Genomic DNA, 25,603 nt, shown 5'->3' on the forward strand with positions numbered 1-25,603 from the left:
AAAAATTCATGGTTCCAGGCCCGCCCGCGCCTCGGCGAGAGCGGCTGGGTGCTTCAGCAGTTCCGAGTGCCCCACCCCCGGGAACGACTGGAAGGACGCGCCCAGTCTGCGGGCCACCTCCTCGCCGTGGGCAGGGGGTAACGCGGGGTCCGCCAGTCCGTGCAGCACGCGAGCGGGCGGCAGGCCGGAGATGGCGAGCGGCAGGTTGTCGTAGCGGTCCGGAAGCCGCAGCCGGCCCCAGAGCCCCTTGTCCGTCACGTCCATCCGGGTGAACGGGGCCATGAGGACCAGGCTCCGCGCCGGCTTCCCGTCGTGCGCGAGCGCGTGCGCCGCCGCGAGCGCCGCGTGGCTCCCCATGGAGAAGCCCACCAGGTACAGCGCGGACGGCTGGTGCGTGGTGACGAGCCAGCGCACCGCGGCCTCGCTCGCGGCACGGAGGGCCTCCGGCGACGGCGCCCCCTCCGAGCCGTCGAAGCCCGGCGGCGCCACCGCGGCCAGCCCGAGGCCCCGCCCCGCGTCCAGGGACTCCAGGACGCCTCGCGCCTCGTCGAGATACCCCGGGCCGTTGCCGCCGAAGAAGACCACCCAGCGCGTCTCTCCCCCGCTGGGAGGCCGCGCCAGCGCCCGCTGCCGGAACGGGCCCGCGACGTCGCTCAGCGTCCAGCCGCCCGCCGTCAGCCGGGCCTCGGCTCCAGGAGGGAGCGGTGCGCCGTCATACACGAACGGTCCCGGCGCGGGCTCCCGCCGGTCTGGCCACCCGAGCTTCACGGAGAGGACTCCCAGGGCGCCCACGAGGAGCGCCGCGACGACGAACCAGCGCGCACGGCTCACTTGCCGCCCGCCTGCTGTGCTTCGTCCAGGGCGGCGCGCAGCAGCCTCCCCAGGATGTGGACGTTGGGCTCGCGCACGAGGCTGTCGTGGTCACCCGGCACCTCTCGGATGCGCAGCGCCGGCACGAGCGGCTCCCAGCCCAGGCTGGTGCCCATGTGCGAGTAGATGGGGTTGACCTCCTGCGCGCGGAACAGCGTCACCGGCCCCGGGTAGGGACTCGGGCTGTAGCGGCCCGCCAGCTCCGCGAAGCGCTCGGTGAGCAGCAGGTCGCGCAGCTCGATGGGCAGCGCCTCTCCGCGCTGCTCGTACCACTTCAGCTTCAGCCGGTTCACCAGCCGGTTGCCGTCGCGCTCCACCTTCTGGCGCAGCCGGTTCGTCACGTAGGCCGGGCCCTGCTCGCGCAGCCCCTTCAGCCGCTCGTCGAGGCTCAGCCGCCGCTCCCGGGTGCTCGGGTGGAAGGTGTCGAGGAAGGCGACCAGGTTCACCGGCTCGCCCATCTCCCGCAGGCGCTGCGCCATCTCGTAGGCCACCACGCCGCCGCCGGAGTAGCCGCCGAGCAGGTAGGGCCCGTGCGGCCGCACCTGACGGATGCCCTCCAGGTAGATGGACGCCATCTCCTCGATGCTCTCCGCGGGCGGCAGCTTGCCGTCCACCCCTCGGGCCTGGAGGCCATAGAAGGGCTGGTCCTTGCCGAGTGTCCCCGCCAGGTCGCGGAAGTTGAGGACGTTGCCGCCCGCGCCGTGCACGCAGAAGAAGGGAATGGCGTTGCCGCCCTTCTGGATGGTGACGACCGGCGACCACTCCTTCGCCTGCGGCTTCCCGCTGGGAGTCGCGGTGGGCGCCGGCGCCGCCTCGCCCGGAGCGGCGTCCGGGGTGAAGGGGATGCCGGCGGCCTCGCGGACCAGCGCGGCGCACTGCTCCAGCGTGGGCGCCTCGAAGAGGGTGGCCAGCGTCAGGTCCGCCCCCAGCATCTTCTTGATGCGCGCGAACAGGCGCACCGCGACGAGCGAGTGCCCGCCGAGGTCGAAGAAGTTGTCCTTGAGCCCCACCCTCGGGACGCCGAGGAGCTGCTGCCACAGCTCGGCCAGCTTGCGCTCCACGTCATCGCGCGGAGCATCCGCCGCCGTCTGTCCCGTGGCCGTGCCCTGCTGCTGCACGGGCGCGGAGGCCGCGGGCTTCTCCTCCTGCTTCGGGCGCATGCGCGTCGCCAGCCCGTGCAGGTCCATGGAGCTGACGAAGAGCGCGTGGGTACCGGAGAGGGCCAGCGCGCGCAGGAAGGCCTCCTGGCCCTCCGCGGGCTTGATGCCCAGCGGCAGCCACGACTCCAGCAGCGAGCCCTTCTTCTGGGGCGAGCGGCCGAACCGCTTCGCCTCGACGGCGGCCACGAGGTAGCCCTCGATGGCGCAGAAGACGCGGCCGTCGGTGTCACAGAGGGTGACATCGAGCAGCGCCCCGCGGCCCTCCTCCTGGCGCACGCGCACGTGGCTCAGGGCGGCCTCGGGCCAGGGGCCCCACACCCGCAGGTGCCGGTAGGAGACGGGCACGTGCAGCTTGCCCGGCTGGCCCGCGTCCGGCAGCAGCGAGAAGGCGAAGCCGGACGCGATGTCCAGCAGCCCCGGCGGCAGCCCGTACGTCGACAGGTCCTCGCGGAACGCGCCCGGCAGCTCGAACCGGCCGAGCGCCTCGGACGCGCCGAAGCCCGCGGAGCGCAGCACCTTCCAGCGCGGCCCGAAGGCGATGAGGGCGTCCTGCGGCAGCGCCTGCTCCCCCTCGCCGAAGGTGAGCGGCCGGTCCGCGCAGCGCGAGCGCGCCGCCGCCACGTCCAGCGGCGCGGGAGGCCCGCCCGCCACGGAGCCCAGGCGCGCGGTGGCGTGGTCCGCCCAGGCGCTTCCCGCCGCCCGGCTCGCCACGCGGAAGGTGAAGCCGTCACCGTCCGGCGTCAGCGACACCTCCACCTCGCGCACCTCGCCGTCCGGCACCTCCAGCGGCGCCACGAACGACAGGTTCGACAAATCCAGGGGGACGCCGGGCCGCGCCGTCGCCCAGGCCGCCCGGGCCAGTTCCACGTAGCCCGTGCCGGGAAGGACGGGCCCGCCGCCGCGCATGCGGTGCTCGTCCAGCACCCACAGGGCCTTCGCGTCGTAGATGGCGCGGAAGACGAACTGGCCCTCGGGCGCGTCCACGCGCCGCTGCAGGAGCGGGTGGCTCACCGGCTCGCCCGGGGGCAGCCGCGGCGCCACCTGCGCCGCCGCCATGCCGACCTCCTGCCAGACGCCCCACCCCAGCGCGAGCGCGCGCTTCGCCGTGCCCGAGGACTCCAGCCGCTGCGCCTGCGCCAGCAGGAACGCGTTGGCCGCGACGTAGTCCACCTGCCCCGGGGGCCCGAGGTACGCACTCGTCGAGGAGAAGCTGACGAAGAAGTCGAGCTGCGTCCCTCGCAGCGCCTCCTCCAGCGCGAGCGCGCCGAGCGCCTTGGGCGCCAGCACGCGCAGCACCGAGTCCCGCGTCTTGGCCTCCAGCGGCCCGTCCTCCAGCGCGCCCGCCGCGTGCACCACGCCGTGCAGCGCCCCGAAGCGGGCCTTCACCTCGGCGATGGCCGCCTCGAGCTGCCCCGCGTCGGACGTGTCCGCCTTGAGCAGCAGCACCTGCGCCCCGAGCCCCTCCAGCGTGCGCTGGAGCTCCGCGTGCGAGGCGCTGGCCGCCGACCGCGACACCAGCGCGAGGCGCGCCTTCGCCTTGCGCGCGAACAGCTCCGCCAGCGTCCGGCCAATGCCGCCGAGGCCGCCGGTGATGAGGTAGACGCCCTGCTCGCGGAGCGCCGACGGGCCCTCCTGGAGGGCGGCGCGCTCCAGCACCTGCACGTGGCGGCGGCCACCGCGCAGCGCCACCGGCGCCTCCACGTCCGGACGCAGCAGCTCGTCCGCCAGCTCACGGGCCTGCGTCGCCGGGGCGGCGCCGGGCTCCAGGTCCACCACGCGCGCCGACAGCTCGGGCAATTCCTTCGGGCCCACCAGCACCGGCCCCAGCGCGAGCGCCTGCTCCGGACTCCGCGCGGCACCGCCCGCGGCGAGCCCTCCGCGCATCACCCGGACGTAGCGCAGCCCCCTGGGCAGGGACTCGGCCGTCAGCGACTGGAGCAGCGCGAGCGGCGCCAGGAAGTGGCGCGACACCGCGCGCTCCCAGCCCCCCTCGGAGGTATCCGCGGCAGCCAGGTCCACGAGGCGCGAGGGCACGCGGCCCTCCGAGCCCTGTGCGTCCCAGAGTGCCTCCCAGTCCTCGCGCGCGTCGGGGCGCACGGTGAAGGCACCGTCCGGCCGGCGCCCGAAGGCGTCCCCCGGCACCACGCGCAGCACCCGGGCGCCGCGGGCCACCAGCTCACGGGCCAGCTCCTCCGCGAGCGGCTCCTCCGGCGCGGCCAGCAGCCAGCGCTCGTTCGCGGGCACTCCTTCCGGCTGCGGGCCCGGCTGCTCGCGGAAGTGGGGCGCGTAGCCCCAGCGCGTCACGTCCTCCTCGCGGACCAGCGGACGCTCTCCCTCGCGGCGGGCCATGAAGCTGCCCGCGCCCGGCTCCACCCAGTGGCGCTCCCGCTCGAAGGCGTACGTGGGCAGCGCGACGCGGCGCCGCTTCTGTCCCTGGAAGAGCACCGCGGCGTCGAGGTCCACCCCCGCCGCCCACAGGCGCCCCAGCGCGAGCTGGAAGAACGCGAGGTCGGGGACGGTGTCATTGGGGTGCCGCAGGGACGGCACGAGCTGCTCGGCCTGGGGCTTCTCGTCCTGGGCGCGCAGCAGCGAGATGAGCGTCTGGCCGGGGCCGACCTCCAGGTACACGCGGGCCTTGTCCGCCAGGAGCACGCCCGCGCCCTCGGCGAAGCGCACCGGCTGACGCAGGTGGCGCACCCAGTAGTCGGGCGACGTGGCCTCCTCGGGCGTAATCCACGTGCCCGTGACGTTGGAGACCCACGGACCGGTGGGCGGCGAGAAGCGCACCTTGGAGAGGTACTCGCGGAACGCGCCGAGGATGGGCTCCAGCATGCGCGAGTGCGCGGCGACGCGGATGTGCAGGCGCCGGGCCTCCACCTCGCGCGCCTTGAGCTGCGCCTCCAGCGCGTCGATGGCGGCCACCTCGCCGGAGACGAGGCACAGGCCGGGCGCGTTGTGCGCGCCCAGGTCCAGCCCGGGCCCCAGCAGCGGCTTCAGCTCCGCCTCCGGCAGCTCCACGCTCAGCATGGCGCCCGGGGGGAGCTGGTCGAACAGCCGGCCGCGGCAGGCGACGATGCCGAGCGCGTCCTTCACCGACAGCACGCCCAGAATCTGGGCGCAGGCGTACTCGCCCATGCTGTGGCCCATGCAGGCCACGGGAGACAGGCCGCGCGATTTCCACAGCGCGGCCAGCGACAGCTCCACGGACAGCAGCGCCGGCAGCGCGTACGTGGCCTGCTCCAACTGCGCGCGAGCCTCGGCCTCCTTGCCGGCCTCGGGGAACAACAGCGGGCGCAGCTTCAGGGACTCGTGCTGCTCCAGCAGCGTGAGGCACTCGTCGAGCGCGCGGCGGAACACCGGCTCCTGCTCGTAGAGGCCCTTCGCCATGCCCGGGTACTGCGCGCCGCCGCCGGGGAAGAGGAAGACCACGGAGCGGTTCTCCGCCTCCGTCTTCGCCTGGGCGGTGCGGCTCGCGTCGGGCGTCTCCAGCAGGCGGACGGCCTCCTCGCGCGAGGACGCCACCACCGCGCGCCGGTGCGAGAAGCGGCGGCGGCCGGCCAGCAGGGTGAAGGACACGTCGCCCAGGTTGGGGGCGTTCTCCTCGCCCAGCCGCTGCGCCAGCCGGCGGCAGGCCCGCTCGAGCGCGGCGGGGGTGCGGGCCGACAGCCAGAGCGTCTCGAAGGGACGCGGCGCGGAGGTCGGCGGCTGGGCCGGGGCCTCCTCCAGGATGACGTGCGCGTTGGTGCCGCCCACGCCCAGCGAGTTCACCGACGCGCGGCGGGGACGCCCGGCCTTCGCCGGCCAGTCGCGCAGCGAGGCGTTCACCACGAAGGGCGTGCGGGCGAAGTCGATTTGCGGGTTGGGCTTCTCGTAGTTGAGGCTCGGCGCCATCTGCCGGTGGCGCAGCATCTGGACGACCTTGATGAAGCTCGCCACGCCGGCGGCGGTGTCCAGGTGGCCGATGTTGGTCTTCACCGAGCCGATGCGGCAGTACCCGCTCTTCTGCGTCTGGGTGCGGAAGGCCTGGGTGAGCGCCGTGATTTCAATCGGGTCGCCCACCGGCGTGCCGGTGCCGTGGCACTCGATGTAGTCGATGCTGTCCGCGGTGACGCCGGAGACGTTGAGCGCCTCCACCACGGCATCCGCCTGGCCGTCGACGGACGGCGCCAGGTAGCCCACCTTGCGCGCGCCGTCGTTGTTCACCGCGCTGCCCTTCACCACCGCGTAGATGGTGTCGCCGTCGGCCAGCGCGTCCTCCAGCCGGCGCAGCGCCACCACGCCCACGCCGCTGCCGAAGAGCGTCCCCTGCGAGCGGTGGTCGAACGCGCGGCAGTGCCCGTCCGGGGAGAGGATTTCCCCCTCCTGGTACAGGTAGCCCCGGTAGTGCGGCATCTCCAGTGTGACGCCGCCCGCGAGCGCCAGGTCACACTCCCGCGAGAGCAGGCTCTGCACGGCCGCGTGGATGGCCACCAGCGACGTGGAGCACGCCGTCTGCACGTTGAGGCTGGGGCCGCGCAGGTCCAGGCAGTACGAGACGCGCGTGGTGAGGAAGTCCTTGTCGTTGCCCGTGTGGCGGACGAGGAACAGGCCCACCTGCTCCATGAGCTGCGGGTTGGTGAAGAGGTTGTACGGCATGTACGCGTTCATGCCGGAGCCACCGAACACGCCGATGGGCCCCTTGAAGGACTCGGGCGGGTGGCCGCAGTGCTCCAGCGCCTCCCAGCACACCTCCAGGAAGTGCCGGTGCTGGGGGTCCATGATGGACGCCTCGCGGGGGCTGAAGCCGAAGAAGCCCGCGTCGAAGTCCTCCAGCCCTTCGAACACCATCCCCGCCTTCACGTAGTTGGGGTCTCTCAGCAGGGCCGGGTCCACCCCCGCGCCCAGCAGCTGCGCATCGGTGAACCAGGTGACCGACCCCACGCCGTCGCGAACACGGCGCCAGAAGGTGTCCACGTCCCGCGCCCCGGGCAGTCGCGCGGCCATCCCCACCACCGCGATGTCCGGAGAATCCGAAAGCCCCTCAGCGTCTTCCGTCATGACAGAAACTCTTCAGCCTAGCGCCTTTGGGGAAATTCATTCCACCACACCCGGAGGGTCGCTTACGCCCCAGCAGCGGGCGCCGGGCCCCCTGCCTGCTCCTGGTGTGACTGTTCGTCCGCGCCCCCCAGGCGGTTTAGGACAAGACGAACAACGTCGGTTTTCTTGGGGAATCCGGGCCCTTCTCTCCGCACGAGCCGTGGGCCGACGCTCGCATCCTGCCCCAAGCGTCATCTCATTTCCGGCGTCGTTTCGCCAAGGGGCCACCAGGAGCGAGGCCTCACCTCATGCTCTCCAGGCTCTCCGACGGCTTCCACGGGATGCTGTACGTGGGGGCGCTCTCGCCCTCCATGCCCGCGACGTCGCACGGCGGGAGGACGGGCGGGCCGGCGCAAGCGGGCAGGGAGCCGCGTGGATGCGCAACTTGAGCCTTGGCCCGGCACCTCCATCCATCCGGGCAGCCGAGGAGCGTCCCTCATGTCCACCTCAGGCGCCCCTGTCCGCATCGACGTCTGGAGCGACTACGTCTGCCCCTTCTGTTACCTGGAGCTGCCCGTCCTCGAGCGCCTCCAGTCGGAGCTCGGCCCGGAGCTGGAGGTCCACTGGCGCGCGTACGAGCTGCGCCCGGCGCCGGTGCCCACGCTCGACCCGGCCGGGGAGTACCTGCGGACCACCTGGGCGCGGGCCGTCTACCCGATGGCCGAGCAGCGGGGCATGACGCTCCGCCTGCCGCCCGTGCAGCCGCGCAGCCGACTTGCTCTGGAGGCGGCCGAGTTCGCCAAGGACGCCGGCGCCTTCCCCGCCTTCCACCAGGGCGTCTTCCGCGCCTTCTTCGAGGAGGGACGGGACATCGGAGACCTGGCCGTCCTGGGTGACATCGCCGAGGCGAGCGGGTTGGACCGCGAGGCGCTCACCCGGGCGCTCAAGAGCGGGAGCTACACCGGCCGCGTCGTGTTCGACCAGGAGGCCGCGCAGCGGCTGGGCATCCGCGGCGTGCCCACCCTGCGCATCGTGGGCGCGGGCGGCCACGTGGTGCAGTTGAGCGGCGCCCAGCCGGGGGAGATGGTTCACAGGGCCATTGCCCGCGTGCGCCCGGAGGCCTCGCAGGCCGCGGCGCCCTGACCCGCGAAGCTCCTCCCGCCGTTCCTCCACGACAGCACCCCACAGGCTGGACGAACCCCTGGTCGCCCATCCAGATGTCGTGCGGCGCGGCGATGACTCGGCAGGACGCCGACCTGGCCTGACGTTCCCGCCTTCCGCGGCGACCCGGGACGACAGGCCGACAGGTCAGCGGCCTCAAGCACTGCCCCAGCACAATCAGTGCAGGCGTCGCTTCACGGCCAGTGGGGTGCATCTCCCGCGCCGGCTTCTCACCCTGTCGCTGGAAAGCGAACAGAGAGGGAACGATGCCAGAGATCAGACCTGGAACGACTCCGGGCAGACCAGACACGTACGCCGTTGGGCTGAGAGCCGCAGGGGTCCTCTGGCGGGGTTTCGATGTCCCGGACCTCAGCCGCTGGTACACGACCCAGGTGCAGGACAACCAGACGGGCAGAACGATCTCCCACAACCCCCAGGTGGCTCAGCAGGTGATGCTCGTCCGGCCCATCGACCCGGGCTCCAATCCCTTTGCCGAGCCCTACAGGTTCGACCTCGCGGTGAGGCCATGCAACGGCGTGAGCCGGACCGAGCTCGTCCACTACCCGGTAAATGGGACCCCTGGCGGCGCGAAGTACTTCTACCGCTGGAGCACGCTGTTCCCCCTGGGTGAATCCGAGTTCAACAGCGCCTTTCCCATTGGACCGGGCACCCAAGGCATCTGGCAGGTCTTCACGCAATGGCACCAGGCGAGCAACACGGGGAGCCCCCCCATCGCGTTCAGCGCCAAGCGGGAGAAGTCGAGCAACGCGCCGTACATCGGGCTCGAGCTGAGCATGCCCGGGACGCCGTACCCCATTGGCGTTTGGAAGGCGCCATTCACATACAACGAATGGCACAACTTCGTGGTGTCCGTGGTGTACTCGAACAGCTCCAGCCAAGGTGAGGTCGGGCTCTGGTACAGCACCGGGTGGGCGATTCCTCCCCAGGCGGTACAAACCTGGAATCTGAAGACGACCGCCTCCACGAACCCGAACGATAAGACGACGGGGCCCTACCTGAAGCACGGGCTCTACCGGAGCCAGAAGTACTACGGTCAGCGCCACAGCTACGTCGCGCACTGCGGAATGGTGGAAGGCGACAGCCTGGCCGCGGTCCTGGCCAATCCGTAGCGGAGCGGGCGAGGACCATGGAGCATGCCCGGCCCTCGCCCCACTCCATCCTCCAGTTCCCAGGTTGGGGAGTTGACAGCGTCCCAGCCGTCATTGAGCCTGACCCACTGCCTTCATGAAGCGGTGGGTCCATCATGCCGATGCTCGTCTACAACCTGGGTCAGCCCAACGAGGTGGTGTTCCCCTTCGGGACCGAGCCCGTCACCATCGGCAGGGCCGACTCCCAGCCCATCTGCATCCCCCACCCCAGCCTGTCGCGCCAGCACGCGCTCATCGAGTGCACCGACGGCCGCTTCTTCGTCGTGGACCTGCAGAGCAAGAACGGCACCTTCGTCAACGGCACGCAGGTCCGCCGCCAGGAACTCCGCTTCGGGGACACGCTCCGGCTGGGCGACCTCCACTTCCTCTTCATGGACAAGAGCCCGTCCGTCCTCGCCGCGGACGCCAGCGCGGACGGCACGGGCCCGCTGTCCGCGCTACGTCCCCAGGTGGTCCGCGCCGTTACCCGCGTGCCCTTGCAGGAGCTGGTGCGGGACGCGCCTTCCGGGGAAGGACATCCGAGCGCGTCGGATGCCGCCGCGACGCGCACGCGCGACAAGCTGCGCATCCTCCTCGAGGTGGCCAAGCTGTTCTCCGCCTCCGACAACATCGACGAGGTGCTGAGCAGGATTCTCGACCTGGCCTTCCAGATTCTCCACGTGGACCGCGGCGCCGTCCTGCTCGTCAACGAGGCCACGGGGGAGCTCGAGCCCCGCGTCGTCAAGACGGCGCAGGGCACCCCCGTCCACGGGCAGATCTACAGCCAGAACATCGTCGAGTACGTCATGCGCCAGAGCGTGGCGGCGCTCTTCTCGGACGCGACACAGGACCCGCGCCTCGACGACGCGCAATCCGTCATCATCCACAGGATTCGCGCCTCCATGTGCGTCCCGCTCAAGCCCAAGGACGACATCATCGGCGTGCTGTACGTCGACAACCTCTCGCTCCCCAACCGCTACTCGGAGGAGGACCTCGAGTTCCTGGTGGCCTTCGCCAGCCAGGCGGCGCTCGCCCTGGAGAACGCGGCCCTCTACCGGCGCATCGAACGGGAGACGGTGGAGCGGATGCAGCTCATCATGGACGCCAAGCTGGCCTCGCTGGCGGCGCTGGTGGGCGGGCTGGCGCACGAGCTGCGCAACCCCCTCAACTTCATCAACAACTTCGCCCGGCTGTCGTCCGCGCGGGTGGGAGAGCTGTCGGAGCTGCTGGACGGCCAGCGGGCGGCGCTGCCCACCGGGACGGCGGAGGACGTGGACGACGCGCTCTCCAGCCTCCGGGAGAGCACGACGAAAATCTACGAGCACGGCCAGCGGGCCGACTCGCTCATCCACGGCATGCTGCTGCATGCCCGCAGGCCCGCGGGCGTCCGGGAGGAGCGGGACCTGAATGCGCTCGTGGCGGAGAGCGTCGGGCTCGGGCAGGGCGGCGTGCGAGGCCCGCCGCTCGAGGTAGTGGTGGAGGCGGAATACGACGCGGACCTGGGGCGCGTGGAGATGGTGGCCGCGGACCTCTCGCGGGTGTTCATCAACGTGGTGGACAACGCCCTCTATGCCATGCGGCAGAAGCGCCAGCAGGCCGGCCCCGCGTACACGCCGACGCTGCGAATCCGGACCCTGAGCCGGGGGGCCCAGGCCGAGGTGCGCATCCGCGACAACGGGCCGGGGATTCCCAGGGAGCTGGCGGAGAAGATTTTCGAGCCGTTCTTCACCACCAAGCCCCCGGGACAGGGCACGGGGCTGGGGCTGTCGCTCAGCCACGAAATCGTGGTGCAGGGCCACCAGGGGACGCTCCGGATGGAGTCGACCCCGGGTGAGTTCGCGGAGTTCATCATCACCCTGCCCAAGCGGGCGCGGGCCGGACAGCGCTGAGCTACTTGCGGCCTCCTCGGCGCCCCGCCACCGCGCGCGCCTGCCGGGGCTTCACCGGCCAGGCCCCCAGCGCCGCGGCCAGCTTCTTCCCGTCCGGAGACCCCAGCCCGGTGCACGGATTCCACCGCCGCTCCGGTTTGGCCTGATAGCCACCATTGTTTCCCTGGGAGATGGGCCGGCACACCTTCGCGCCCTCCTCCAGGCAGAGCCGGTACAGGTGCGGGTTGAGCCACCCCACGCGAGTCCCCGGCCCGTGGTTGGCCTCCAGCCCCTCGTTCATCAGCGTCAGCAACGCCGCCCACATGGGGGCCGCCGCGCTGGTGCCGCCCATCGTGTTCCACCGCCGCTGGAAGATGAACTCATAGCCTGTCATCCAGTCCGCGCTGGCCGCCACGTCCGGCGTGCCCCGCCCATGGAACGTGTCCACCCGCTGGAGGTCCCCGATGAACCAGTAGCAGTCCACCACCGGAGGGACCTCCGCCGCGTCCTGATAGGCCGGGCGCTCGTAGAGGCGGCTGATTCCGCCGCCGGTCGCCATCGGGTACGGGAAGGCGTTCTGCGCCTTCGGCCAGTTCAGGAACAGCATGGGCCGGGTCAGCGAGTTCCAGACCGTCTCTGAATGAATGGCCCCGTCCTTCGCCAGCAGCGTCGTCCCTCCACAGGCCAGGGCGTACGGGCTGCTGGCGGGGAAGTTGGCCGCCGGCACCGCCGTGGACCTGCCATCGGAGGAGGTGATGGGCGTGAGCGCCCCGCTGTCACCGCTCGACATGCACACGGAGATGCCCTTCCACGCCGCCAGCACGAGCAGCTCGTCGAGGATGTCGGCCTCGAGCTGCGTGGGCCCCTGGCCCTCGATTTCCGGGAAGGACCAGCTCATCGACAGCACCGAGGGCTTGTTCACCTCGTCGAAGATGGCCATGCACAGCGCGGTGAGGATGCCGTTCACGCTGACGTCATGCGAGTTGTAGACGGCGATTCTCGCGCGGGGGCACACCGCGCCCACCAGGGAGATGTCGAACGTCACCTCCACGTTGAAGCGGCCCCGGCCCCGCTTGTTCTCCCCGATGAAGACAAGCTCCGGATACGGAAGGTCCAGGGCCTGGAAGTACTGCTGCAGGTCCTTCTCGACGGCGCCTCCGCCCAGTTGGAGGAGCCCCACGCACTGCCCCTCGCCGGACAGCTCCGGGTAGCCATAGAAGCGCGCGACATCGGGCGCGAGGTGCCCCCGGGGCACCAGCATCTCCTTCAGATGGGGCTGCTTCGCAATCAGCTTCGGCAGGGGCTCCCTGCCGCTGCGCATGAAGGCCGGGGAACGGGACAGCTCCCGGTCGTCCAGTCCGAAAATCCAGCGCACCTTCCCGGCCAGCGCGGGAGGTACGGAAGCCTCGACGAGGTCGCTGGCGCCGCCCGGGGGAAGGAACGCCTTGGCCACCGCCTCCGGCGTCCCGCTCACCACCACCATCGCCGCGGCCGGGTACACCCGCTCGATGTCCAGCCCCCTCTCGGCGACGAAGGCCTCCACCGCCTCGAGGTCCTCCTTCGAGGCCCCGAAGTCCTTCAATTCCTCCGCGCCCAGGTACTTGCGGCGGGCGGGCGGCAGCTTCGCCATGGCCTCCGCGGAGGGGACGCGGCGCTGCCGCCGCAGCGCCAGGGTGACGGTGATGGGGCCGGTGTCCTCCGCCTCCGGAGCGCTCACCGGCGCGGGGACAGGCGCCCTCCGGGGACGGCCACGGGGCCGTAGCTTCTCCAGGGCCGCCCGCAGATGCGGCCGGAGACGGAGCTTCGCTTCCGGAGGGATGATGGGGTGACGCTTGGAGGGAGGCTTGGGGGCTCGGGGCTTGAGAGTCACGAAAGGCTCACTGTCTGGCGCTGCTTCGAGGAGGCGCGCCTAGCCGCGCACGCCGTAGAACCGGCATCCATTGTCCCAGAGTATCTTCCCCGCCACCCGCGAGCCCAACCGCTCGGCCAGCAGGGAGGCATCCTCCTGGACATGCGGAGGGTGGTCCAGGTGGGGGAAGTCGGACGCGTACAGCACGCAGTCCTCGCCCACCATGTCGATGACCTGCTCGATGCCCGGCTCCGAGGGCTCGCAGGTGATGAAGCACTGCCGGGCGAAGTACTCCGAGGGCTTGCGCCGCACGTGCTCGGACACCGTCCACCCGTCCCGCTCGTAGGCGGAGTCCAGCCTCCAGAGCCAGAAGGGCAGCCAGCCACATCCCCCCTCCAGCAGGCCCACCCGCAGGCCCGGGTGCCGCTCGAGCACGCCCCCTTCCAGGAGCGTCAGCAGCGCGAGCGTCAACTGCATCGGATTGGCCGCGGCGTGGATGCCAAACTGAGTGCGGACATGCCCCGTCCCGGCATCCGGCAGGCGCATGTGCGCGCCCCCGTGGAGGCCCACCGCGATTCCCAGCTCCTCGCACCGCGTCCAGAATGGCTCGAAGGCGGGGTCGCTCAACAGCCGCCCCTTGACCTTCTGCGGGTGCACCATCACCGCCTTCCAGCCCCACTCCGCGATGCGCTCCACCTCCCGCACCATGGCCTCCGGCTCATGCCGGCACAGCGCGCCCACGCCGTGGAGGAAACCCGGGTCCGCCGCGCAGAAGCCTCGCAGCCAGTCGTTGTAGGCGCGCATCAGGGTCGCCGCGAACCCAGGCTCCATGTCGTCCACCGCCAGCAGCAGGAGGAAGACGGTGGGATAGAAGAAGGCCCGCTCGACGCCCATGGCCCGCATCACCTCGGCGAAGGAGGCGCCGTCGAAGCCGCCGCGGATGAGCGGCAGGTAGCGGGTGAAGGCGCCCGCCGCGAGCGGCGCCCAGACCTGCCGCGCCACCTCCGGCAGCAGCGGCACCCCATCCACCTCCAGGTACTGCAGGCCGGGCTCCGCCCGCGCCATCGCCTCCTCCACCTCCTCCACGTCCAGCCCCTCCCGCTCGCACGCGAGGACGAGGCGCGCCCGCCACTCCACCTCCTCCTGCCACGTGCGCGCGCGGGGCTCGGGAGCGCGCAGCCGCATCCGCTCGCGGAACCCGCGCGGCAGGGAGTGGGTCCACACGTGGCTCGGCTCCACCACGTGCGCGTCGACATCCAGGATTCTCGGTCGCTTCGCCATTCGTGATGGCGTTCTACTCCATCGCCGCGAGGCCCGTTCCATCAGGGCACGATGAGACACGGGCGTGGCTCATTGCGGTTTGAGACAAGCCACTGTTAGCATCCGCCGCCCTCGGAGGAGTGGAGATGGCCACCAAGAAGAGCAGGCGTAGCGCAGCCCCCTCGGTGAAGACGAGCAAGACTTCCGCGAGCAAGAAGTCCTCGGCGCGCAAGGCCCCGGCCCGCAAGGCGTCCGCGACCAGGACTTCGACGCGCAAGACTTCGACGCGCAAGTCTTCGGCACGCAAGCCCTCGACGCTCAAGGAAGCGGTCCGCGGGCTCAAGGAGCGGGTGAAGGGTGGAAGGCCGGTGACCAGCCTCGGGCACGAGGTCGACATCTCGTGGATGAAGACCTGGCCGCGCATCGTCGCCCGCGCGTGGAGCGACCCTTCCTTCCTGGACAGGCTCAAGCGCGAGCCGGCGGCGGTCTTCAAGGAGTACGACCTGCCGCTGTTCCCCGACTTCGATTACGCCGTCCGGTCGGGCTCGGGGAAGCCCATGGTGACGCTCAACGTTCCCCCCAGGCCGGCCGCCGCCGGACAGGAGAGCGTGGGGGACATCACCTACGAGGGTGGAAGCGCGCGTCCGAAGAGCTGCACCAACACCTGCGGCTTCTGAGCGCGCTGTCCGCGTGAAGCGCGTCCCCGCCGCTCGGGCCCCCGGCGCTTCCGCCCGGGCGTCCCATCCCCTGGAGGCACCCGCCTTCAAGGCGCACCTGCGGGTGGAGCCCCTCCCGCCGGATGGCGTCCTGCTCGACGGCGGTGGAGAGCGGGTCCGGCTCCGGGGGCGCCTCTACTTCGACCTGACCCGCCTCATCGACGGGCGGCGGACGGTGGACCAGCTCCTCCAGTCGCTCACCCTGCGGCACTCCGCCGCCGAGGTCCATTACGCGCTGGAGCGGCTCGTGGCCCAGGGCTTCCTCATCGAGGCCGAGCCGGAGGTGCCCGCGGGGCTCGCCGCGCACTGGCATTCGCTGGGCGTGTCCGCGCGAGCGGCGGCTGACATTCTGAAGAAGGCCACCGTGGAGGTGCGCGCGCTCGGTGACGCGCCCGTGCTCCCCGTCCGCGAGGCGCTCCACGCGGAGGGACTGCGCACCTCGCGGCGCGGCGCGTCCCTGATGCTCGTCCTGGTGGACGACTACCTTCAGGCCTCCCTGGAGGAGCTGAATCACGAGGCCCTGCGGACGGGCACGCCGTGGGTGCTGGCGCGTCCGGGAGGTGCGGTGGCGTGGCTGGGGCCCCGCTTCGTCCCGGGTACCACCGCCTGCTGGGAGTGTCTCGCCCAGCGCCTGCGAGCCAACCTCCCGCCGTCCCCACGCGCCGCGCGGCGCGGCGCTCCCGAGGGCCCCGTGCGCGCCGCGGCCGGGCTCCTGGCCTCCGCCCTCGGGCGGCTGCTCGTCACCGGGGACGACGGGCTCGCGGGAACGGTCGTCACGCTGGATGCGACGCGGCTGCGCGCCGAGCACCACGCCGTCGTGCGCCGCCCGCAGTGCCCCGCCTGTGGAGCGCCGGGGCTCGTCGCCGCGGGGCAGCGACGCCCGCTCCGGCTCCAGCCCCGTCCCAAGGGCTTCACCTCCGACGGCGGCCACCGCGCGTTGGGCCCCGAGGCGATGCTGGCCCGCCACCAGCACCACGTCAGCCCGGTGACGGGCGTGGTGCACCTGCTGGAGCCACTGCCCGGGGTGGAGGACGAGCGGCTGCCCGTCATCAACGCGGGCCTCAACCGCGCACGCCGCGCGACAGCGGACACACCGCTGAGCACCACTCGAGCCCTCAGCACCGGCAAGGGCGCCACCCTCCCCCAGGCGCGGGCCAGCGCGCTGGGCGAGGCGCTGGAGCGCTACTGCGGCGTCTTCCAGGGAGACGAGGCTCGCAGGCGCGCCACCGCGCGGGCGCTGGGCGAGGCCGCGGTGGAGCCGCACCGCCTGCTGCTCTTCAGCGAGCGCCAGTACCGCGAGCGCGACGCCTGGAACGCCGCCCGCCCCCGCCACGAGCATGTCCCCCTGCCCTTCGACGCGTCGTTGCGCATCGACTGGTCTCCCGTCTGGTCGCTGACGCACGAGGCGCGGCGCCATGTGCCCACGGCGTACTGCTACTACGGCTACCCGGAAGCGGACGCGCCCTTCTGCGGAGCCGACTCCAACGGCTGCGCCGCGGGCACCAGCCTGGAGGAGGCCATCCTCCAGGGCTTCCTGGAACTGGTGGAGCGCGATGCGGTGTCCCTCTGGTGGTACAACCGCGCGCGCCGTCCCCGGGTGGCGCTGGAGGGCTTCGGGGACCCGTTCCTGAAGCAGCTCGTGGACGCGTACCACCGTCTCGGGCGGGAGCTGCACGTGCTGGACCTCACCACGGACCTCGGCATCCCCGCCTTCGCCGCCGTCTCGCGCCGCACCCGGGGCCCCGAGCGCCTCTGCGTGGGCTTCGGCGCGCACCTGGAGGCCCGGCTGGGCATCCAGCGCGCCATCACCGAGATGAACCAGTTCCTCCCGCTGGCGGGGCAGGACCTCCGTGACAGGCCCCTCGGAGACGAGCAGCTCACGCGCTGGTTGGAGGAGGCCTCGCTGGAGAACCAGCCCCACCTCGCGCCCGCGGACGTCCCCGCGCTCGAGGCGCACACGTACCCGCGGACGGCCACGAGCGACCTGCGCGACGACGTGCGCGCGTGCGTGGAGCTGGCGCGGCGGCGGGGCCTGGAGACGCTGGTGCTGGACCAGACGCGGCCCGACGTGGGCCTGCGCGTGGTGCGCGTCATCGTCCCGGGCCTGCGCCACCTGTGGCCGCGCTTCGGGCCGGGGCGGCTGTATGACGTGCCCGTGAAGCTCGGGTGGCTCTCCCGCCCCACGCCGGAGGAGCGCCTCAACCCGCTGGGAGTCTTCTTCTGATGGCCCGGGCCCCGGCCACCCTCTCGCCCTGGCTCGCCCTCAGCCCCGGCGCGGCCTTCGTCCGGGCGCGGCGAGGACACCTCCGGGTGCGGAGCCGCGAAGGTGACTTCTCCCTCGGCCCCCTGCCCACGGCCACCGCGAGCGCCCTCCAACTGCTCCAGGGACGCGGTGCCCCCGAGGACGAAGTGCTGGAGCGCGCAAGCACGGGAGGACAGGAAGCGGAAGCCCACCTGCACCTGCTGCTCCGGGGGCTCGCGCGGCGGGGGCTCCTGCGCTACGCCGTCCACGGACGCGCAGGCGCGCTCGCCACGCTGGAGCCCCTCTCGGAGCTCTTCGAGCTGGCGCCCGGGCCTCCTCCACCGGAGCAGCCGCTGCGCCTCTCCCGCTTCGCGTACGTCCGCCGGGACGGCGAGGCGCTCGTGCTGGAAAGCCCCCGCGTCCGCGCGCGCGTCCACCTCGCCCCCGCGGCCCTTCCGCTCCTCGCGGCGCTTGCCGCCCCCACCCCGGCGCGTGACGCGGCGGGACATGCGCGAGGCAACGTCCGCGCGGCGAGGGCGCTGGTGGCCCTGCTTGCCCGGGCCCGGTTGTTGGTGCCGGCGGACGCGGAGGGAAACACCGAGGAGGAGCGACACCCCGCCCTGCGGCTCTGGGAGTTCCACGACCTGCTCTTCCACACCCGCACGCGCCGCCCGCTCCACGGCCAGCGCCTGGGCGCCACGCACCGCCTGGCGGGCCACGTCCCACCGCTCCCGGCCATCCTCCCTCCCCGGGTTCCCGTCATCCCCCTGCCCCGGCCGGACCTGGACATCCTCGCCCGCGAGGATTCCTCCTTCGCCTGCGTGCTGGAGCGCCGCCGGAGCGAGCGCCGCTATGGCACCACACCCCTCACCCACGCCCAGCTCGGCGAGCTCCTCTTCCGCGCCGCCCGCGTGCGTGAGCTGCATCCCGGTGGGCCCGAGGAGCGCTCCCTGCGCCCTGCCCCTTCCGCGGGGGCCCTCCACCCGCTGGAAATCCACGCCGTGGTGGGGGCATGCGAGGGGCTCGCGCCCGGCCTCTACCGCTACGAGCCGCTCTCCCACGGCCTGGAGCCTCGCGCCGGACCCACCCCGGCGGTGCGGGCGCTGCTCGCGGACGCGCGCCAGGGCCACTCCCCCGTCCAGGTGCTGCTCGTCCTCGCCGCCCGCTTCCAGCGCGTCTCGTACAAATACGAGGGCTTCGCCTACGCCTGCCTCCTCAAGGACGCGGGCGTCCTCCTGCAGACGCTCACCCTGGCCGCCACCGCCATGGGGCTGGCCTCCTGCATCGTGGGCTGGAGCAACCCCGATACCTTCGAGCGCGCCGCCCTCACCCCGGGGGAGGAGGAGACGCCGGTCGCGGAGCTGGTCATCGGCAGCGCGCCGACGGCCCGCTCACGTCCCGGGGCCCGGCGGCGCTATCATCCGTCGTCCGTTCGAAGGAGACGCTGACCATGGAACCGGTGAGGACAGGCAGCACGGGCTCGGACCGCACGGGGCCTGACACGGAGCTGCTCACGCCAGGCCAGCGGCTGGGCCGGTACGAGGTGGTGGAGCGGGTGGGCGCGGGCGGCATGGGTGTCGTCTACAAGGCGCGTGACACCGTGCGAGGCCACACCGTGGCCCTCAAGACGCTCCACCGCCTGGAGCCGGGGGCCCTGCTTCGGCTCAAGAACGAGTTCCGCTACGTCGCCAACGTCACGCACCGCAACCTCGTCTCCCTCCATGAGCTGATGGAGGCGGACGACAAGTGGTTCTTCACCATGGAGTTCATCGAAGGCGAGAGCCTCTGGTCGCTGCTGCATCGCGGCGCCCAGGCGGCGGCGAGCGCCTCCGAGACGCCGGGCTCCCGGTCCGACGCCACCGTGACGGTCACCCGAAACGGGCAGGCGGCCTCGGACGCCACGGTGACGTCCGAGCGCCCCTCGGGACAGACGCCCGCGCCGGCCACGAGCACCACGGACGTGACGGTGACGCAGGGGAAGCTCTCTCCCGGCACCCTCGTGGCCCCGCCGCCCGGGCCCACGCTCCGGGCCAGCCAGCCGGTGCTCCCCATCGACGAGCTGCGGCGCATCTTCGGCGAGCTCGCGCTCGGCATCTTCGCGCTCCACTCCTCGCGGAAGTTCCACTGCGACATCAAGCCCCGCAACGTCATGGTGGAGAAGAGCGGGCGCGTGGTGCTGCTCGATTTCGGCCTCGCCAGCGACCGCGCGGAGCCGTCCACCGGAGAGCTGGCCGGGACTCCCGCGTACATCTCCCCGGAACAGCTCATGGGCCAGCCCAGCTCGGAGGCCACCGACTGGTACGCCTTCGGGGTGATGCTGTACGAGGCGCTCGCGGGCGGGCAGTCCTTCCGGCGCGGCAAGCTGCGTGAGCAGGTGCACCAGGAGGCGCCGCCCCTGGAGCCCTCGCCCCTGATTCCCGAGGACCTCCGCACACTGGCCATGGACCTGGTGCAGGTGGAGCCCTCGCGCCGTCCCACGGGGCAGGAGGTGCTGCGGCGGCTGGGGTTGACGGTGAGCCCCCCGTCAGCTCCGAGGGTCAGGTCCCTGGTCGGCCGGGAGGGCCCCCTGGAGTCCCTCCTCGCCGCGTACGACACCATGGCGTCGGGGCGGACGGTGGTGGTCCATCTGCACGGCCCCTCCGGCATGGGCAAGACGGCGCTGGTGCGCAGCTTCGCCGAGGGGCTGGGCGCGCGCCGGCCGGGCAGCGTGGTGCTGAGCGGCCGGTGCTACGAGCGCGAGTCCGTGCCGTACAAGGGCTTCGACAGCCTCATCGACGCCCTCACCCGCTACCTGCGCACGCTGCCTCCCCAGGTGATGAAGACGCTGGTCCCCCAGCACCTGCCGGAGCTGCTGCGCATCTTCCCGGTACTGCGGCAGGTGGAGTCCTTCTCGAAGGTGACGCCCACCCCGCTGGAGGCGGGCCGCGAGCAGCAGGAGCTGCGTCTGCGCGCCTTCCGCGCCTTGAAGGAGCTGCTGGCCCGGCTGGGAAACACGGCGCCCCTGGTGCTGCACCTGGACGACCTCCAGTGGGGAGACGCGGACACCGCGCAGGCGCTCAGCGAGCTGCAGGAGGCGCCGGGCACGCCGCGCATGCTGCTGCTCTGTGGCTATCGCACCGGCGAAGGCATCGCCGCCGGGCTGCTGGAGGCACACCGCAAGCTCGCCGCGGCACCGGGCAATGCGCTCGACGTCCGGGAGCTGGCGCTGGCCCCGCTGTCGGAGGCGGAGGGCCGCGAGCTGGCGGTGGCACTGCTGGGCACGGACGCGACCGACGCGCGCGCGGCCACCCTCGCCCGTGAAGCGCGGGGCAGCCCCTTCTTCATCGAGGCGCTGGCGCAGTACGTACTGGAGCAGGGAGAGGCGCCGCTCGCCCAGGGCGGCACGGTGACACTGGAGCAGGTGGTGCTTGCCCGGGTGGGCAAGCTCACGCCGGAGCCGGCCCGCCTCCTCTCCGCGGTGGCGGTGGCGGGTCAGCCCGTGCAGCGGGGGCTCGCCTTCCGCGCGGCGGAGCTGGCCACGGACCCCCACACCCCGTGGACCCAGCTCCGGGCCTCGCACCTCGTCACCACCCACGGCCCCCGGGACGAGGACACGGCGGAGTGCTACCACGACCGCATCCGCGAGGCCGTGTACTCAAGCCTCCCCCCGGAGGCGCTGAAGGCGAACCACCTGCGGCTGGCGGAGCTGCTGGAGGAGACGGGCACCGCGGAGCCGGAGCGGCTGGCGCGGCACTTCCGGGGCGCCGGAAGGCTGGACAAGGCGGGCCCGTACGCGGTGAAGGCGGCGGACCGCGCCGCGAGCGCCCTGGCCTTCGAGCAGGCCGCGGCCCTCTATGCCCAGGCGCTGGAGAGCACTCCGGACGATGCGGACCTGCTGGAGAAACAGGCGGACGCGCTCGTCAACGCGGGGCGCGGCGCGGAAGCGGCGCCGCTGTACGTGAAGGCGGCATCACTGGTGCACGGCGACCGGGCCTTCGACCTGCGGCGGCGAGGCATGGAGCAGTACCTCGTCAGCGGACTGCTCGAGGAGGGCACGGCCCTGCTGAAGCAGCTCCTGGCGGAGGTGGGGCTGCCCTACCCGTTCAGCACCCCGCTGACGCTGGCGGGCATCATCTTCCACAGCGTGCGCTTCGCGCTCTTCGGCAAGCGCGTCCGCCACGTCCCCCAGGGCGAGGTGTCCCCGCTGCTGCGCAAGCGGGTGAACCTGACGTGGAGCGCGGCCCGGGGCCTGGCGGTGCAGGACATGCTGCGCATGGGCTACTTCGCCGTGCGCAACGCCCTGTTCTCCGCCCAGGCAGGGGACGAAGTGCGGACCGCCTACGGCCTCCTGGGGCTGACGGCGGTGACGTTCGCCCGAGGCTCGGCGAGCGACGTGAAGCGCGGCCACCGCTTCCTGGAGGAGGGCACGCGGCGGGTCGAGGCCCTGAACACCCCGGCCCTCAACGGCTTCTTCAAGTACGTCCACGGCTCCATCGAGATGATGCTGGGGAACTGGAAGCGCGCCGACCCTCTCCTGGCGGAGGGCATCCGGATTCTGGAGAACGAGTGCACCGGCGTCATGGCGGACCTGGACCAGACGTACTCGTGCCGCGTGTACGTGCTGCGGATGATGGGCGAGCTGCGGGAGCTGGCGGCCATCGGCAACCGCTGGCTGCGCTTCGCGGAGCAGAACCAGAACCGGTACGCGGCCGGGTGGATGCACATCCAGCTGGCGTCCACGCGGGTGGCGGAGGACAACCCGGGCGAGGCGCTGGCGAAGCTGGAGCCGCTGGCCAACGGGTGGAGCGCCCAGCGCTTCACGCCGCAGAACCTCTACGCGGTGCTGGAGAGCGCGCGGTGCGACCTGTACCAGGACGCACCGGCGACGGCCTGGGCTCGGCTGGAGAAGGCCTGGCCGGTGGCGGAGTCCAACTTCGTGCTGGGGCACCTGTACTTCCGCATCTACGCCCTGCGCGTCCGCGCGGGGGCGGCGCTGGCCATGGCCGCGTCGCGCCCGGCCGAGCGCGAGCGCTTCCGCGCCGTGGCCCGCAAGGACCTCCGGGACCTCGAGGGGCAGCGGCACCGGAGGGACGCACAGGCGGAGGCGCGGCTTCTGCGAGCGACGGAGGCGGCGCTGGACGGGAAGAGCTCGGACGCGCTCCGGCTCCTGGGCGAGGCGGAGGCCGACTTCCAGCGCCTGGACATGCCGCTGCACGCCGCCTCCGTCCGCAGGCGCAAGGGACAGCTCACCGGCGGTGAGGCCGGGGCACGGCTCATCGAGGAGGCGGACGCCATCCTGAAGGCGGCGGGCATCCGCGACCCGGCGCGCTGGGCCGCCATGGAAGCGCCCGGCTTCCCGGCGAAGTGAGCAGCGGCGGCTCGGTACGGTGGGGGCACGGCGAGGCCTCCCTGCGGGCGCTGGAGCTGCTGCTGCGAGGAGCGGCCCGGGCCCCGGAGTCGGCCCTCGCGGCCTGGGAGGGCCCTCCCGGCCAGTCCACATTGGCGGGGCTGCTGGCGGCGGCGGACGCGGAGCTCGGGCGCGACCTCGCGCGCTCCAGGGCCCGGGTGCTGCCGTCCGCGCGCCGCGACCTGGTGCTGCTCCTCTCGGCGCGCCTCATGCGCGCCTGCCTGAAGGTGCTGGCCCTGGAGTGGCGGAGCCAGGAGGCACTCGGGCTCGGCGGCGAGCTGGACCCCAGCGTGGACACGTGGCGGGAGCGCTTCGCCGCGTACCCCGTCCTGGCGGAGCGGATGGGCGGCACGTTCCTCCGCTGGCGCGCCCACGTGCGGGAGCTGCTCTCACGGCTCGCGGCGGACCGCGAGGCACTGGGCCGGGCGTTATGGAGGGGACGCGCCCCGGGCGCCCTCGCCCATGTGGACGGGGATGCGGGAGACCTGCACGCGGGGGGCCGCTCGGTGGCGCTGCTGCGCTTCGAGGACGGCCGCCGCGCCGTCTACAAACCCAAGGACCTGCGCGTCACCCGCGCGGTGCTGGACCTGTACGCGCTGCTGAACGACTCCGGGCTGCCCCTCGGGCTCCACGTGCACACCGTGCTGTGCCGCCGCGGCCATGCCTGGGAGGAGTACGTCGACGCGAAGCCCTGCCGGACGGCCGCGGGACTGGAGCGCTTCTACGTGCGCGCGGGCATGCTCGCGCGCCTCATGCAGTTGCTGGAGGCGCAGGACCTCTGGCTCGACAACCTGGTGGCCCACGGCGAGCACCCCGTCCTCGTCGACCTGGAGATGGTGCTGCAACCCCGGCGGGCGGGACGTGCGCCGGACGCGGCGGCGCGGGCGGCGGAGGACTTCCTGTCCGAGTCGGTGGCGCCTCTGGGACTGCTGGCCGCGCCGCTCGGCATCTTTCCGGGTGTGCCGGCGGAGGACCTCGGCGCGCTGACGCCCGCGCGCTCCTTCCTCATCCCGCGTCCATGCGAGCCGGTGCGCGACGCGCTGGAGGGCCGGCACAGGCCCTGCCGGGATGGCTACACGGTGGAGACTCATGCCCGGCACGCGCCGGGCTTCGACGGGCGTCCGGGGCGGGCGGCGGAACACCTGGAGGCGCTGCGCGAGGGCTACCGGGCGATGCACGCCACGCTGCGCGCCAACCGCGCCCGCCTGGAAGCGGGCAGGAGCCCCCTGCGCGGACTGGCGCGCCTGCCGGTCCGCTATGTCCACCGGGACACCTGGACGTACCACCGCATCCTGGAGGTGCTGACGGAGCCGCGTGTGCTCGCGAGCGCGGAGGCCCAGGCGAAAGAGTTCGCGGGTCTCCTGCGCTCCGGCGACGGCCAGCCGCGGGCACGAGCCCTGAAGGCGGTGGCCCGGGAGGAGCTGGAGTCCCTGCGCGCGCTGGAGATTCCGTACTTCACCTGCCACCCCGGGGATGGCGCGCTCCTGGGGCCTGGAGGGCAACCGGTCCGCGCTCGCTTCTTTGAAGGCACCGCGCTGGAGCGCCTCCGGGCGCGGCTCCGGGGGCTGGACACCTTCCCACTCGCGCGCCACGACGCCCTCCTCCGGTCCACGCTGGCCAGCGGGGGCCGCCACGAACTGGTGCCACCGCCGCGCCCACCGCTCCGGCGAGGCGGAAGCGCCCCGGACTGGCTCGCCGAGGCCGTCTCCCTCGGCGACAGCCTGCTGCGCGAGTCGTTCGCGGAAGACGGTGGGCTCGCATGGATTGGCTTGAGGCACGAGCCGCTCTACGCGCTCCGGCAGCTCGACGTGCCCGGGCCGGACCTGCTCTCGGGCTCGGCGGGCATCGCCATCGCGCTGGCGGAGCTGGCCGCGGCCAGCCGTCTGCCCCGATTCCGGGACGCGGCGCTCGCGGCGCTGGAGCCGGCGCGGGTTGCGCTCGGGCGGGACGGCGCGGGGCCGTGGACGCGCGCACCGGATGGCACCGTCGAGGTGGGCGCGTTCCGTGGCATCGGCGCGCGGCTCTATGCCCTGCATCGCTGCGCCGCCGCACTGGAGCTGCCGGAGCTCGCCCGCGAAGCGCGTACGCGGGCCCGGACGCTTCCCGTCGAGCCACTGGCGGAGCAGGCCTCGCTCGACCTGGTGACGGGAGCCCCGGGACTGCTGCTCGCGCTGCGCGCCTGTGGTGCCACCGGCCCCGCCCGGCGGCTGGCAAAGGCCCTCGAGCGGCGGCTCCAGCGCGGTGCCATGCCGGGAGCCCTCCATGTCCCGGGGCTGCCGGACGCCGCCAGCGCCCTGGCGCTCTGCGAGATGCTGGTTCCGGAGGCTGCGCTGGAGGGAGGACAGCCGATAGGGAGCAGGACATCCGCTGCACGGCGGTCACGCACCGCGCTCCGAGGGCCGCTGACTCCAGGTACCGCGCCAGGAAGAGGCGCGCCAGCGGGGAGCGACACGTCTGGCGCGCGGCTGTCACGCACCGCGCTTCGCGGACCGCTGGCCCCAGGAGCCGCATCAGGAGGAGCCCCCGCGGTGGGGAGAGATGCATCCGGAGAACTGCTGTCACGCATCGCGCTCGCGGGCGGGGCGGCGCGAGCCCGCCCGGCCCTGCTCGCCGGGGTCCGCCGCGTGCTCCGCCAGGCGGAGGTGGGCTCCGCATGCCTGGAGGCCCTGGAGCTGGCCCTCACGGCGGGACGGGAGCTGCGCGAACCGGCGCTATTCCAGGAGGCCCTCCGCCCCGGCCGGCTGCTGGTGGCCGGACATCGCCTGCATGGGCGCTGGTTCCCGGACCGCCTGGAGGCGGATGAGCACGACCTGTCCGTCCTCGGAGGGCTCAGCGCGCTACTCCGCGCCCTGCTCGGCCTCCACCGGCCCGAGACGTGGACGTCGCTCCGGCTGGTCCGGCCGAGCGAGATGATATGAATCCCCGGC

General features: G+C 72.8%; 12 protein-coding genes. 8 read left to right on the forward strand and 4 right to left on the reverse strand.

From position 1 onward, the window contains the following. Positions 1–6: 6 nt before the first annotated feature. A complete protein-coding gene (locus K8638_RS29675) occupies positions 7–831 on the reverse strand; it encodes an alpha/beta fold hydrolase (RefSeq protein WP_223758036.1) in 825 nt (274 codons plus the stop codon). Further along, a complete protein-coding gene (locus tag K8638_RS29680) occupies positions 828–7,067 on the reverse strand; it encodes a type I polyketide synthase (protein WP_223758037.1) in 6,240 nt (2,079 codons plus the stop codon). The genes K8638_RS29675 and K8638_RS29680 overlap by 4 nt, the downstream gene beginning before the upstream one ends. Positions 7,068–7,544: 477 nt before the next feature. Between K8638_RS29680 and K8638_RS29685 the strand changes: the two genes are divergently transcribed. From K8638_RS29685 to K8638_RS29695, 3 genes are all read left to right on the forward strand, one after another. After that, on the forward strand, positions 7,545–8,189 hold the full coding sequence (locus tag K8638_RS29685) for a DsbA family protein (protein WP_223758038.1): 645 nt from the start codon (positions 7,545–7,547) through the stop codon (positions 8,187–8,189). A 470-nt stretch (positions 8,190–8,659) separates the two neighbouring features. After that, positions 8,660–9,337, forward strand: coding sequence for a heparin lyase I family protein (locus K8638_RS29690; RefSeq protein WP_223758092.1), 678 nt, complete (start codon positions 8,660–8,662; stop codon positions 9,335–9,337). Positions 9,338–9,471: 134 nt separating this feature from the next. Beyond that, positions 9,472–11,244, forward strand: a complete 1,773-nt coding sequence (locus tag K8638_RS29695; protein ID WP_223758039.1) for an ATP-binding protein — start codon at positions 9,472–9,474, stop codon at positions 11,242–11,244. A 1-nt stretch (position 11,245) separates the two neighbouring features. On the opposite strand, the gene K8638_RS29700 is transcribed toward K8638_RS29695, so the two are convergent. Both K8638_RS29700 and K8638_RS29705 read right to left on the reverse strand, forming a co-directional pair. Continuing rightward, on the reverse strand, positions 11,246–12,940 hold the full coding sequence (locus tag K8638_RS29700; protein ID WP_223758040.1) for a S53 family peptidase: 1,695 nt from the start codon (positions 12,938–12,940) through the stop codon (positions 11,246–11,248). Positions 12,941–13,132: 192 nt separating this feature from the next. Next, positions 13,133–14,353: an amidohydrolase family protein gene (locus K8638_RS29705; RefSeq protein ID WP_223758041.1), complete on the reverse strand. Its 1,221-nt coding sequence runs from the start codon at positions 14,351–14,353 to the stop codon at positions 13,133–13,135. Between the two features lie 125 nt (positions 14,354–14,478). Here K8638_RS29705 and K8638_RS29710 point away from each other — a divergent pair, with 125 nt between their 5' ends. From K8638_RS29710 to lanM, 5 genes are read left to right on the forward strand one after another with little or no spacing between them, the layout of a single operon-like run. Continuing rightward, positions 14,479–15,009: a hypothetical protein gene (locus K8638_RS29710; protein ID WP_223758042.1), complete on the forward strand. Its 531-nt coding sequence runs from the start codon at positions 14,479–14,481 to the stop codon at positions 15,007–15,009. 13 nt (positions 15,010–15,022) lie between these two features. Continuing rightward, on the forward strand, positions 15,023–17,272 hold the full coding sequence (locus tag K8638_RS29715; RefSeq protein WP_223758043.1) for a TOMM precursor leader peptide-binding protein: 2,250 nt from the start codon (positions 15,023–15,025) through the stop codon (positions 17,270–17,272). Then, on the forward strand, positions 17,272–18,738 hold the full coding sequence (locus K8638_RS44980; RefSeq protein WP_305071200.1) for a SagB family peptide dehydrogenase: 1,467 nt from the start codon (positions 17,272–17,274) through the stop codon (positions 18,736–18,738). Before K8638_RS29715 ends, K8638_RS44980 begins: the two co-directional genes overlap by 1 nt. Before the next feature lie 2 nt (positions 18,739–18,740). Further along, positions 18,741–22,637: a serine/threonine-protein kinase PknK gene (locus K8638_RS29725; RefSeq protein WP_223758044.1), complete on the forward strand. Its 3,897-nt coding sequence runs from the start codon at positions 18,741–18,743 to the stop codon at positions 22,635–22,637. Then, a complete protein-coding gene (gene lanM / locus K8638_RS29730; protein ID WP_223758045.1) occupies positions 22,634–25,594 on the forward strand; it encodes a type 2 lanthipeptide synthetase LanM in 2,961 nt (986 codons plus the stop codon). Before K8638_RS29725 ends, lanM begins: the two co-directional genes overlap by 4 nt. Positions 25,595–25,603 lie beyond the last annotated feature (9 nt).

The sequence above is a fragment of the Myxococcus sp. RHSTA-1-4 genome, assembly GCF_020037125.1.
In the GTDB taxonomy this organism is placed as follows: Bacteria; Myxococcota; Myxococcia; order Myxococcales; family Myxococcaceae; genus Myxococcus.

Excerpts from the sequence above, each read along its gene's own strand:
- K8638_RS29680 (WP_223758037.1), bottom strand. The coding sequence starts at position 7,067 with ATGACGGAAGACGCTGAGGGGCTTTCGGATTCTCCGGACATCGCGGTG.
- K8638_RS29685 (WP_223758038.1), top strand. The coding sequence starts at position 7,545 with ATGTCCACCTCAGGCGCCCCTGTCCGCATCGACGTCTGGAGCGACTAC.
- K8638_RS29690 (WP_223758092.1), top strand. The coding sequence starts at position 8,660 with ATGCTCGTCCGGCCCATCGACCCGGGCTCCAATCCCTTTGCCGAGCCC.
- K8638_RS29695 (WP_223758039.1), top strand. The coding sequence starts at position 9,472 with ATGCCGATGCTCGTCTACAACCTGGGTCAGCCCAACGAGGTGGTGTTC.
- K8638_RS29705 (WP_223758041.1), bottom strand. The coding sequence starts at position 14,353 with ATGGCGAAGCGACCGAGAATCCTGGATGTCGACGCGCACGTGGTGGAG.
- K8638_RS29710 (WP_223758042.1), top strand. The coding sequence starts at position 14,479 with ATGGCCACCAAGAAGAGCAGGCGTAGCGCAGCCCCCTCGGTGAAGACG.
- K8638_RS44980 (WP_305071200.1), top strand. The coding sequence starts at position 17,272 with ATGGCCCGGGCCCCGGCCACCCTCTCGCCCTGGCTCGCCCTCAGCCCC.
- K8638_RS29725 (WP_223758044.1), top strand. The coding sequence starts at position 18,741 with ATGGAACCGGTGAGGACAGGCAGCACGGGCTCGGACCGCACGGGGCCT.